A 12,310-nucleotide genomic window follows, 5' to 3' on the forward strand; every position below is an offset into this window, starting at 1 on the left:
CACGCATTGAGCATAAAGTTCGCTGAACAAAGCGTGATATCAATCACATACCGCCCTACCTTTTGCGCATTTATTGAGCGCACCAGCACTGCTTTCCGGCTTTAATGTGATCTTCATCACTTAAATAAACCCCTGATGCGTACGCATCTCGTGACATGGATCACACTTATTGCCGTGACTACGCAGCGTCATATTCGCGTGCTAGAGTCCGCCTGCACAGGGCAACGTTTTAAACAAAATTCAGCGCGCTCTCTTGTCGGCGCGTACCAATAAGGGGTGTGCTTTTATGTCCTCATCAGATATCAAGATCAAGGTACAAAACTTTGGTCGCTTTCTGAGCAACATGGTAATGCCAAATATCGGGGCTTTTATCGCCTGGGGTATTATCACGGCGCTGTTTATTCCAACCGGCTGGCTGCCAAACGAAACGATGGCCAAACTGGTTGGCCCAATGATTACCTATCTGCTGCCGTTACTGATCGGCTATACGGGCGGACGCCTGGTTGGCGGCGATCGCGGTGGCGTGGTGGGTGCAATTACCACGATGGGCGTAATCGTCGGCGCGGATATGCCGATGTTTCTTGGCTCAATGATTGCTGGTCCATTAGGCGGCTGGGCGATCAAGAAATTTGACCAGGCTATCGACGGTAAAATCAAAAGCGGCTTTGAGATGCTGGTTAACAACTTCTCTGCCGGTATTATCGGTATGCTGCTGGCGATTCTGGCTTTCCTGGCCATCGGGCCGCTGGTAGAAGGTCTGTCGCATATTCTGGCCGCTGGCGTCAACCTGATGGTACAGCACAACCTGCTGCCGCTGACCTCCATCTTTGTTGAACCGGCAAAAATCCTGTTCCTGAATAACGCCATCAACCACGGCATCTTCTCGCCACTGGGTATTCAGCAGGCCAGCGAAGCCGGTAAATCAATTTTCTTCCTGATTGAAGCTAACCCCGGCCCGGGTATGGGCGTGCTGATGGCTTACATGTTCTTTGGCCGCGGCAATGCTAAACAGTCCGCTGGCGGCGCAGCCATCATCCACTTCCTGGGCGGGATTCACGAAATCTACTTCCCTTATGTGCTGATGAATCCACGTCTGATTATCGCCGTCATTCTGGGCGGTATGACCGGCGTCTTTACCCTGACGCTGCTGAACGGCGGTCTGGTTTCTCCGGCCTCGCCTGGTTCGATTCTGGCCGTGCTGGCTATGACGCCAAAAGGTACCTACTTCGCCAATATTGCCGCCATCGTGGCTGCTTTTGCGGTTTCCTTCGTGGTTTCCGCTGTGCTGCTGAAAACCAGCAAAGCGAAAGAAGAAGATGATATCGAGGCAGCAGCGCGCCGCGTGAGCGAGATGAAAGCGCAGTCTAAAGGCCAGACCGTTGCCGGTGCTACCAGCGGCGCGAACGGCGACCTGAGCCACGTACGTAAGATCATCGTTGCCTGCGATGCCGGCATGGGATCCAGTGCGATGGGCGCGGGCGTGCTGCGTAAAAAGGTCAATGACGCTGGCCTGAGCATGATTTCCGTTACCAATACCGCGATTAACAACCTGCCGGGCGATGTGGATCTGGTGATTACCCACCGCGATCTGACCGAACGCGCGATGCGCCAGGCACCGCATGCTCAGCATATTTCCCTGACCAATTTCCTGGACAGCGGCCTTTATACCGACCTGACTTCGCGCCTGGTCGAGGCAAACCGCAGCGCGGGCCATCGTGAAAAAGTGACGGCAGCGCTGAGCGACAGCTATGACGATGGTCAACAGCACCTGTTTAAGCTGGGCGCGGGCAACATTTTCCTTGGCAACCGCGCCGACAACAAAGAGCAGGCAATCCGCTTTGCCGGTGAGCAACTGGTGAAAGGCGGCTACGTGGAGCCGGAATATGTTGAAGCGATGCTGGATCGTGAAAAGCTGACGCCAACCTATCTGGGCGAATCTATTGCCGTACCGCACGGCACCATTGAAGCGAAAGATCGCGTGCTGAAAACCGGTATCGTGTTCTGTCAGTATCCGCAAGGCGTGCGCTTTGGTGAAGAAGATGACGAAATCGCTAAGCTGGTGATTGGTATTGCGGCGCGCAATAATGAGCATATCCAGGTGATTACCAGCCTGACCAATGCGCTGGATGACGACAGCGTCATCGCACGGCTCGCGACGACCACCAGCGTGCAGGAAGTGCTGGATCTGCTTTCAGGTAAACAGCCAGCGTAGTTCGCAACGGTTAACAAAATACCCCAGGGCCGGGCATGCCCGGCTCTTTTTCGGGTCGGACTGTCCGGCCTTTCATCAATATGGGAAAAATTATGAAAGCTCTTCATTTCGGTGCCGGTAATATCGGCCGTGGTTTTATTGGCAAGCTGCTGGCGGATGCCGGTGTGCAGCTCACTTTCGCGGACGTTAACCAGACGGTACTGGACGCGCTTAACGCCAGGCACGAATATTCGGTACACGTTGTTGGGGAACAGGCGCAGGTCGACGTCGTTAAAGGCGTCAACGCCGTTAACAGCGCCAGCGACGAGATTATTCCGCTGATTGCCGAAGTGGATCTGGTTACCACGGCGGTCGGCCCGCAAATTCTGGAGCGTATCGCTGGCGGTATTGCCAGGGGGCTGATCCAGCGTAGCGAAAGCGGCAACGAGCGCCCGCTGAATATTATCGCCTGTGAAAACATGGTGCGCGGCACCACGCAGCTGAAAGGCCACGTGTTAAAGGCGCTGCCGGAACAGTATCATGCCTGGCTCGAAGCCAACGTTGGCTTTGTGGACTCCGCCGTAGACCGCATCGTGCCCCCTTCCGCCGCCGGAACAACCGACCCGCTGGAAGTAACGGTAGAAACGTTCAGCGAGTGGATCGTTGATAAAACCCAGTTTAAGGGCAATCTGCCTGCCATTCCGGGCATGGAACCAACCGATAACCTGATGGCTTTTGTCGAGCGCAAGCTGTTTACCCTGAACACCGGCCACGCGATTACCGCCTATCTTGGCCAGCTGGCCGGTCACGCCACCATTCGTGACGCGATTCTGGATGAGAAAGTCCGCGCGGTAGTAAAAGGCGCAATGGAAGAGAGCGGCGCGGTGCTGATTGCCCGTTACGGCTTTGAAGCGGATAAGCACGCGGCCTATATCCAGAAAATTTTGGGTCGTTTTGAAAACCCTTATTTGCAGGACGATGTGGAACGCGTGGGCCGCCAGCCGCTGCGTAAGCTGAGCGCGGGCGACCGCCTGATTAAACCAACGCTGGGTACGATAGAGTATCAGCTGCCGCATACGAATCTGGTCAAAGGTATTGCGGCGGCGCTGCACTATCACAGCGATCAGGATCCTCAGGCGCAGGAGCTGGCCGAACTGATTAACCGCCTGGGCGTGCAGGCCGCGCTGGCGCAGGTTTCCGGTCTGGAAGCCGACGGTGAAGTGGTCAGGGCAGCCGTTGCCGCCTGGCACGCCATGGCGAAATAAAACGCGTTCAGGGATGGAAACGGGCGCAATCACCTTGCGCCCGCAGGCGGAAACCGAAAAGGAGCACGGGCGCACCCCGCGCCAGGGTTAAGATGATGCAGGCTCTTATGGAAAAACCACAGGCTTTCGAAAATCGGGTGCTGGAGCGCCTGAATGCCGAACGAACGGCCAGACGTTTTTTTGCTACGGCCGTCGAACTGCTGAGCGAAGCGATTGATATGCTGGTGGTACAGGTATTCCGTAAGGATGATTACGCGGTGAAATACGCGGTTGAGCCTTTGCTGCTGGGCAACGGCCCGCTTGGCGAACTTTCGGTCAGGCTTAAGCTGGTTTACGGTCTTGGCGTGATTGGTCGAGACGAATATGAAGATGCCGAACTGCTGCTGGCACTACGCGAAGCGCTGTTCGATGAGGGTAGCGAATACCGATTTACGGATGATGAACTGCTTGGCCCCTTTGGCGAACTACACTGCGTGGTATCTTTGCCTCCCGGCCCGGACGTCAACAGTGCCGATGAAGAGCTGCGCGCTATGCTGCAACAGCGCTATCAGCAGATGGTGCGTTCCACGCTGGTCCTGTCGCTGACGGAACTGATTTCCCGCCTTGGTGCTCGCCAGGCTTTTAAAAAGTAGCGGGCGCTTCCTGCGCTGAATGACGCTTTCGTGTATCCTTGCCTCAATGAATCACTCAATGGTTAATGACAATGAAAGAACAAATCCAGGCAGAAATTAAAACGCTCAGCGACAAGCTGGATGCCTTGACGCGTAAAGAACCGCTGCTGCTGGAATCCGGCGATGCGGAAAAGCTGGGCGAGCTGATGAAGGAAAAAGAGAAGCTGGTGGTTGAGCTGGAACGCCTGCGCGGCGTTCGCGAGCAGAAGCTCAGCAAAGAGGCGCAGAAGCTAAAACAGCTGCCTTTCAGCCGCGCCATCACTAAAAAAGAGCAGGCCAACATGGGTGCGCTGAAGAAAAGCGTGCGCGGTATCGTGGTCGTACATCCGATGACCGCGCTGGGCCGCGAGATGGGACTACAGGAAGTGACTGGCTTCGCCAGAACCACGTTTTAAGCCCGCTAAGGCAGGCACAGAAAACGCTTCCGTGCCTGCTTTTAAAAATTACCGAATAAAGCCGTTGCAAATAGCGCCGGGCAGAGCCGTTTCAACATTACCGGCCGAAGCCGTTGCAAAGGGCACCGGGCAGAGCCGTTTCAACATTACCGGCCGAAGCCGTTGCAAATAGCGCCGGGCAGAGCCGTTTCAATATTACCGGCCGAAGCCGTTGCAAATAGCGCCGGGCGGAGCCGTTTCAACATTACCGGCCGAAGCCGTTGCAAATAGCGCCGGTTAAAGCCACCTCAAAACCGCCAGCTCGCGCCTGCCGTGACGTTCCACGGCGACTCAACGTGTTTTCCCTTCATGTAGCCAGCACCAACGTGCGTGGAGAACGTGGGGCTTAGCTGCGCCCGAATGCCCGCCTGATAATGCCCCCGCCTGCCGCTCAGGTCATTTTTAAACCAGTCGTGATTTACTTTCACCCGATTTTTCCTGATGTTTTCCTGTTCCAGACTGATGCTGGCCCACGGGCGCAGCTCCGCCTGACTAACCTTAACCGCGTATTCTGCCCGGATGCCTGCCGCCGTCAGCAGTGAACGCTGCGGTCCAATATGGGCTTTCATACCGTTATTTAAGGTCAGGTGACTGCTTTTTCCGGTAAATCCGGTTAGCGACACAAAAGGCGTAACGGTTGCTGCCCCCAGGCGAAACGCTTTTCCCGCGTTAACATTACTCCCCACGCCCAGAGTATTAAAACGGCCATTCGCCGCGCCCCCGCCGGTCATCCTGCCGTGAACGTCGTGTACAAAGCGGTTAAGCTTCAGCGTGCCGTCCAGCCAGTAGCCGCTATCGTGCTGCCACAGGCCATACCCTCCCCCTGACCAGCTTTCTATATCGGCCTTGCCGAGCCCTTTACCGCGGAAACCCATATCGCTGTGGCTGTAGCTGAAGAACACGCCCTGTACGGCCAGGCTTTCTTCATTACGCTGCGCGCGATCGGCACCAATGGTCAGCGCGTTAACCTTCATTCGATAACTGGCGCCCGCTTCGTTACTGACGTTCAGCCGACTATCGCGGAATGTTCCCCAAACGTTGCGTTCGTGGTTGCGGAACGCCATACCAGCCAGACGCTCGCTAAGGATTTCCAGTTCCTGTCTGAAAATTAAAGGATCGGCCGTGGCCACCGAGAGCACGGCGGCGGTTGCAGGCGTGATGGAATAGTCAATGGCGGGCGCAGGCACCGGCGTAACATCTGTCGGCGTATCGGTGCCGTTATCTGTGTCGATATCTGCGTCAGTATCTGTATCGGTTGGGCCATCCGTTTCCTCAGCGTCGGCCTGGGGATTATCCTGCGGCTCGTCCGGATTGGTCTGAGGTTCATCTGGTTTGGGCTGAGGATTGTCGGGTTCGATTGCTGGCTGTTCGGGTTCAGTCCCTGGTTCGTCTGGTTCAGGCTGCGGATCGTCCGGCTCGCTATTGTCATCCGGCAGCGGTGCCGGTTCAACGCGCTGCGGCGTTAAGGACCAGCCTCCCTGCCCGTCGGCTATCAGATAATATTGATAAGTTCCCAGATCCACTACGTTGCCGCTATTCGCCAGGGTAAAAGAAGCGTCACCCTTCCCGATCTGGATAATTTGCAGGCTCTCTTCGCGTTCAGGGCTGGTGCCCTTGTCTTCAACATAGACAGCAAAATTGCCGGTCGCGCTGCCTGTTACGCTAAGGAAATCCCCTTTCAGCTGATTGAGCATAGTATTCATGTAAAAAGAACCGCTACCGGCAAGGCTCTTCATCGTTAACGTGGAATAGCCCACTTTGTCGTAATTAATCGTGCCGCCAGCCAGCGTCACGTCGCCCAGCGAAAAATGGTAGGAACCAGATTGAGATTCGTTAGTTGCCAGCCAAATATAGCCAGAGCCGGAAACGGTATAAACAGCGTTTCCCGTGTCTGAACCAACATTAATACACAGTCGCCCACCATCGTTTATCGCAATATTTCCCCGCAGCGAAGAAAGAATACTCCAGTCGAAATAATTAGGCGCAACGTTCAAAGAGCCGTTGATGGTGGCATCGGTAATAGTACCGGAATTAAGGTTCCCATAACCGTTTTTATTAATAGTGAGATTTTGCGACCAGGCCTGCGTTTTGCCGCCCAAAATATAGAGATCCTTATTAATCACGGTATCAATATCCGTACCCGCGATATTAACAAAGTTACCGCTATTCAGCGTCGTGCCGACCATTTTTCCGGTTTTTAACCAGACGTAACCAGAATTAATCCGGGTATTATTCATCACGGCGCTGGAACCTTCCAGGAAAACATAATTCCTTGGTTCTATTTCAATGGTCCAGTTATTGGTCTGCGCATAGTCATTAACAGTGGCGGTTGCACCCGTAGCTATAAAAGCATTATCAGAGACGGCGATAGCGCCAGCCTGACCGCCCACCGTAAAGATTCCGCCTGAATTTACGGTGGTATTACTATCTCGCCCGCCCTGATTGAGTAAAGTGCCGCCAGAATTAATCACCGAACTTTCCGTTATACCGCCAGGGTTGAGGATCTGTACGCCACCGGAGTTGATAGTCGTGTCGGTTGCCGTACCGTAAACCTGCTGTGTGTTACTGCTACCGCTATCATCAAGCGTCTCGCCCGCTACCGAACGACCGGCAGCAACTTCTTCAGTGAACGCGAGTGCCACATCGGGCAGCATAAAAGGGATAAGCGAAGCCGCTATACTTGTTAGTATCGATCCTGCTGTTTTCATGAATTGCTGTCATCCATTAGAAATAAATTAATGAGGCAACCGATAGGGATTAATGCCATACCGCCATCTGCCCGCACTTTTAACAGAAATAAATTACCATTCCTTTTCATTTTAATAACACATTTAAAGGTTTTACCAATTATTTTTTATCACCTCCTTTTAAAGTATATTTTACATTGCCATTAACAATCACAACACAACTGTTATTAACAATTATTTCCTGAACTCACTTAATAATAAAAAATAACATTTTAAAAGCCCCTCTGTTACACTCGTTGATATAGCATAGCGGGGTAAAATAATTTGGCGAGAAAAAGAAAGTTTTTTGCCTTTAGTTAAGACGTTTTATCTTGAAGAGTGGCGTGATGGCGTAGAAAAGACGGGAGGGTATTAGAATTTTTTTAGCAAAAAATTCACATAAAACGGCCGATAAAATACGCCGCACCTTACTCAGTCAATAACACAACCTTTCGGGCGCGGCGGACGGGACAAGCGATTATTTTTTAGCGTACTTAGCGCTAAGCGTGGCGAACCACGGCGCCACGAAATCCTGTGACTCCCCCCAACCCGGAATAATACGGTTCAGAGTAGCGACATTAACGGCCTGGCCTTCCAGCTGTGACTGGGCGATTGCAGAGGCTTTAAACTGGTAGGTTGCCGGCGTCGCTTCCCCTGCCAGCTTCTTCGCGACCAGGCGCATATTTATCGCGCCAATCAGCTTGCTGTCTACCGCCACGGTCTGCTTCCACGGGCTGTTTTTTTCACGCATCAGCTGCAAATCCTGATTGGACGCATCAATGCTGTAGAGTTTTATTTCGGTGCGCCCGTTTTCCTGCAGTGCCTTATAAGCTCCCTGAGCAAAAGCATCCCATGAGGCCCAGATGGCATCGATTTTCCCTTTTGGGTATTTGGCAAGAATAGCGCCGATTTTATTGGCGGTATCACCCTGTACGTCAGAAGAAACCGCGCCGATAGATTCCAGTTGATGAATGCCCGGATTCGCTTTCAGAACTTTTTCGTAAACTACCTGGCGACGCTCCATTGCCGGAAAACCTGCTACCCACAGCTTGACGATATTGGCTTTGCCGCCGGTATCCTTAATCAGCTTGTCGAGAGAAAGCTGCGCGAGGGAAGCATCATCCTGCGCGGTAACGGTAACGCCTTCCACAGGCTGGTTCACTGGCGTATCAAAGACCGACACTTTTATCCCGGCGTCGGCAATACGTTTTACCAGCGCCGTTGAGTAAGGATCTTTTCCGTGGGAAAGAATAATGCCGTCATATTTCTGGCTGATTGCCTGGTTAACAAAATCCTGAAAACGCGCGTCGTCGCCGTTGCTCAGAAAAGTACTGACCTTAAAACCCAGCTGGCGTCCCTGCTGGATAGCGCCCGCAACAAACTGCGTCGTGTTATCGTCGGAACCCAAATTGCGGATTACCGCAATGCGGACTGGCCCCTGATGGCTGGTAAACGCGGCAGAAATATCGGCAGGTGCGGCAAAGGTCGGCAGCGCCGTTAACAGGCTTACGGCCAGCAGTGATACGTTAAGTTTTTTCATTGTTGTCCCTACGCCTGACGGCGCTGAATGTAGGTAATTGCCAGTGCCACAGCCAGCACCAGACCTTTGATAATATCCATGGCGTAATAAGGCACGGAAAGCATGACCAGCCCGTTTTGTAATACGCCAAGGATCACCGCGCCAAGCAGCGTGCCCAGCGCGTTAGGCTTCCCGGAGCCGGCCAGAGAGAGACCAATCCAGGCCGCCGCGACCGCATCCATCAAATAACCGCTGCCCGCGTTAACCTGCGAGGAACCAATACGGGAAGCCAGCAGTATGCCGCCCAGTCCGGCCAGCAAGGAGGCCAGCACGTAAGCCAGCACGCGATAGCGATGAGTACGAATACCGGAAAGGCGGGCCGCCTCCGGGTTGCCGCCAATCGCATACATACGGCGGCCATGCTTGGTTAGCGACAGCCCGAGCTGCGCCACAACCGTGACCACCACCATCACGATAACAATGGTCGGCACCTGGCCCAGCAGCGAAAAATTAGCGGGGATTGCGCCTTCCGCCATATCTCCATTCGGCATCACCATATTTTCAGTAATGGAGCCGCCAAAGCTGTAGGTCATCGCCACGCCCTGCACGATAAACAAGCTGGCCAGCGTGGCTAACATATCGGGAATTTTCAGGACGACGATCAGAAAGGCGTTAAACAAACCAACCAGCGTACACAGCAGCAGGGTGAGCGCAATCGCCTCGGCCGAACCAAAGCCGTACCAGACGAATAGCGAGATAACCAGCGAGTTGGCCAGCGATGCCGTAGAGCCGACGGAGAGATCGAAACCGCCGATAGTTAACGAAATCGACACGCCGGTCGCGATGACCGTGACGATAGCGATGGCGCGCAAAATATTGATAATGTTGGTTGGTTCCAGAAAACTGTCCGAAGCCAGGCCAAAAGCGGCGATCAGGATCGCCACCGTCAGCAGCATTCCCCATTTATAAAGAAATTCAAACAGCTGATGTCGCGTCGCCTTCAGGGTTAGTTCTTTGCTGCTCACGCAGGCGCTCCTCCGGTGGAATAAAGTAAAAGAGTTTCTTCATCGGCCTCGCTGGCATCCATTTCCGCCACGATTTTGCCGTCCCAGAGCACGCAGATACGGTCGCACAGGCCGACCAGCTCGGCAAATTCGCCCGAGGCATAAATCACCCCTTTTCCCTGGCGGGCCAGCGTGTCGATTAAAGAAAAAAGATCGGTTTTAGCTTTGATATCAACGCCTTTTGTCGGCTCGTCAAAAATCAGCACGTCCGCGTCGTTGCGCAGCCATTTGCCAATAGCCACTTTTTGCTGATTGCCGCCGGACAGGCGGCGCAGCGTTTGTTGCGGGCCGGTGGTGCGAATACCCAGCTTTTGAATGACTTCCTCGGCCCAGCGCCACGCCTGGCGATGCCCGAAGATGCCCCATTGTGAAAAGCTGTTATCGGCGCTGACGCTCAGGTTCATCGTCACCGGCTCATCGATGAAAATGCCTTCTTTGCGTCGCTCTTCCGGAATGAGCGCCATGCCCTGCGCCACTGAAGCGGAGGGCGAGGCGGGCTTCCAGGCTTTGCCGTGCAGTTCACCGCGCGCAATACGGCTACGGCTGGCACCAAACAACGCTTTGCACAGTTCAGTTTTCCCTGCGCCAGCCAGACCGGCAATGCCCAGGATTTCGCCTTTGCGCAGCGTCAGCGAGATATTTTTCAGCAAGGTGTCATCGTGCAGCGCCTCAACGCTCAACAGCGTTTCGCCGTGGTTGTCCTTACGGCGCGGCGGATAGATATCTGCCAGCTGATGGCCCAGCATTTTCTCAACGATCTGTTCGCCGCTGAGCGAGGCCATTGGCACCGCTTCAATCAAACGACCGTCGCGTAATACCGTCAGCCGATCGCATATAGCGCGCAGTTCGTGAATGCGATGGGAAATAAAAACCACGCCGATCCCGCTGTTTTGCAAACGGCGAACAACCGCAAACAGCCGTTCGCTTTCGTGCCGATCCAGCGGCGCGGTCGGTTCATCCAGGATCAGAAAACGGCAGTGATGGGAAAGCGCGCGGGCCAGCAAAATCTGCTGTTTTTCCGCCAGCGTACACTGGTCAATACGACGCCTGACATCCAGAGAAACATCCAGCTGCGCCAGCAGCGCGCGTGCCTGGCGACGAATTTCGCGCCAGCGGTACAGCTGACCGCCTTCGGCCAGCCTGTCCAGCATGATGTTTTCCGCCACGCTAAGCGTTGGCACCAGCGCCACGTCCACTTCCTGCTGCACAAGATGAATGCCCAACTGTTTTGCATCGCGTGGAGAACGGATTGAAACGGGCTGACCGTCCAGCAGAATTTCGCCGCGATAGTGATCATATGCGCCGGAAAGCACGGCCATTAGCGTCGATTTCCCCGCGCCGTTAGCGCCGGTTAACGCATGTACGCTATGGCCTGCAAGCGTGAAATCCACGCTGCTAAGCGCGCTAAACCCGCCAAATTCGATAGAGATTTGCCGCATTTCAAGACGGTTAACTGCGCTCATAAAAATGACTCTCTGGCTGGAAGCTGCCTTATTTTTCAGGGCTTAGTCACGGCAGGCAACGAACGAAAGCGCATAAGCTAACACAAAATATTATTAGCCATCCAGACGCCCGGACATTTAAGCATCTAAATTCAGCAGCAGCGTATAAATCAACACAAACCAGCGCAATACCTTGCTTTAACAATATTTAACTCGGGAGCCAGGATTTTTTAACATGCGGCGGAGAGAACATTTTCAGTAAAGAAAATCAGAGTGATAGCAGGAGGGGAAACAGCAGATGAGCAGTTAACAGGCAAAAAAAAACCGACGAGCCAGGCTCATCGGTTTCGTCATCAGGTGATGGCATTATTTCGCAGCGGCGAAATTCTGTGCTGCCACGTCCCAGTTTACTACGTCCCAGAACGCCTTGATGTAGTCAGGGCGTTTGTTCTGGTATTTCAGGTAGTAAGCGTGTTCCCACACGTCCAGGCCGATAACTGGCGTACCGGAAGCGCCAGAAATCGCTTCACCCATCAGCGGGCTATCCTGGTTAGCAGTTGAAACAACCGCCAGCTTGCCGTCTTTCTTAACCAGCCATGCCCAGCCGGAACCGAAACGGGTTGCTGCCGCTTTTTCAAATGCTTCTTTGAACGCTTCAACGCTGCCGAAATCTTTTTCGATAGCCGCTTTCAGCTCGCCGCTCAGGGTGGTGCCGGTTTTCAGGCCTTTCCAGAAGAAGCTGTGGTTAGCGTGGCCGCCCGCGTTATTACGCAGCACGGTTTTTTTGTCGGCAGGAACCTGATCCAGTTTAGTAATCAGTTCTTCAACCGGCAGATCAGCAAACTCGGTGCCTTCCAGCGCGGCGTTCGCGTTGTTCACGTAAGTCTGGTGGTGTTTGGTATGATGGATTTCCATCGTCTGCTTGTCGAAATGCGGTTCCAGTGCGTCGTATGCGTAAGGCAGGGATGGCAGTGAATAACTCATGTTCATCATCTCCA

9 protein-coding genes are annotated in these 12,310 nt (G+C 53.9%); 4 read left to right on the plus strand and 5 right to left on the minus strand.

Annotation, left to right across the window (positions count from 1 at the left end):
• The first annotated feature begins 286 nt into the window (after positions 1–286).
• The 4 genes from KUE00_RS12730 (at position 287) to KUE00_RS12745 (ending at position 4,522) form a co-directional block, all read left to right on the plus strand.
• On the plus strand, positions 287–2,212 hold the full coding sequence (locus KUE00_RS12730) for a PTS mannitol transporter subunit IICBA (RefSeq protein ID WP_246760266.1): 1,926 nt from the start codon (positions 287–289) through the stop codon (positions 2,210–2,212).
• 92 nt (positions 2,213–2,304) lie between these two features.
• Positions 2,305–3,456 (plus strand): mannitol-1-phosphate 5-dehydrogenase, encoded by a 1,152-nt coding sequence (gene mtlD / locus KUE00_RS12735; protein WP_246760267.1) that lies wholly within the window; start codon positions 2,305–2,307, stop codon positions 3,454–3,456.
• A 92-nt stretch (positions 3,457–3,548) separates the two neighbouring features.
• Positions 3,549–4,088 carry an MltR family transcriptional regulator gene (locus KUE00_RS12740; RefSeq protein WP_281434605.1) on the plus strand — a complete coding sequence of 180 codons (540 nt, stop codon included), beginning with the start codon at positions 3,549–3,551 and terminating at the stop codon, positions 4,086–4,088.
• A 71-nt stretch (positions 4,089–4,159) separates the two neighbouring features.
• The gene (locus KUE00_RS12745; RefSeq protein ID WP_246760268.1) at positions 4,160–4,522 is read left to right on the plus strand and encodes a YibL family ribosome-associated protein; all 363 of its coding nucleotides are present in this window, start codon (positions 4,160–4,162) and stop codon (positions 4,520–4,522) included.
• Positions 4,523–4,809: 287 nt separating this feature from the next.
• On the opposite strand, the gene KUE00_RS12750 is transcribed toward KUE00_RS12745, so the two are convergent.
• The 5 genes from KUE00_RS12750 to sodA all read right to left on the minus strand — a co-directional run bounded on the left by KUE00_RS12750 (position 4,810) and on the right by sodA (position 12,296).
• Positions 4,810–7,269, minus strand: a complete 2,460-nt coding sequence (locus tag KUE00_RS12750; RefSeq protein WP_246760269.1) for an autotransporter outer membrane beta-barrel domain-containing protein — start codon at positions 7,267–7,269, stop codon at positions 4,810–4,812.
• Positions 7,270–7,765: 496 nt separating this feature from the next.
• The gene (locus KUE00_RS12755) at positions 7,766–8,827 is read right to left on the minus strand and encodes a sugar ABC transporter substrate-binding protein (protein ID WP_246760270.1); all 1,062 of its coding nucleotides are present in this window, start codon (positions 8,825–8,827) and stop codon (positions 7,766–7,768) included.
• 8 nt (positions 8,828–8,835) lie between these two features.
• The gene (locus tag KUE00_RS12760) at positions 8,836–9,831 is read right to left on the minus strand and encodes an ABC transporter permease (protein ID WP_246760271.1); all 996 of its coding nucleotides are present in this window, start codon (positions 9,829–9,831) and stop codon (positions 8,836–8,838) included.
• Entirely contained in the window at positions 9,828–11,333 is a 1,506-nt protein-coding gene (locus tag KUE00_RS12765; protein ID WP_246760272.1) for a sugar ABC transporter ATP-binding protein, read from the minus strand. Before KUE00_RS12765 ends, KUE00_RS12760 begins: the two co-directional genes overlap by 4 nt.
• Before the next feature lie 345 nt (positions 11,334–11,678).
• A complete protein-coding gene (sodA, locus tag KUE00_RS12770; RefSeq protein WP_246760273.1) occupies positions 11,679–12,296 on the minus strand; it encodes a superoxide dismutase [Mn] in 618 nt (205 codons plus the stop codon).
• Between the last annotated feature and the right edge of the window lie 14 nt (positions 12,297–12,310).

The sequence above is a fragment of the Erwinia phyllosphaerae genome, assembly GCF_019132875.1.
Taxonomy (GTDB): domain Bacteria; phylum Pseudomonadota; class Gammaproteobacteria; order Enterobacterales; family Enterobacteriaceae; genus Erwinia; species Erwinia phyllosphaerae.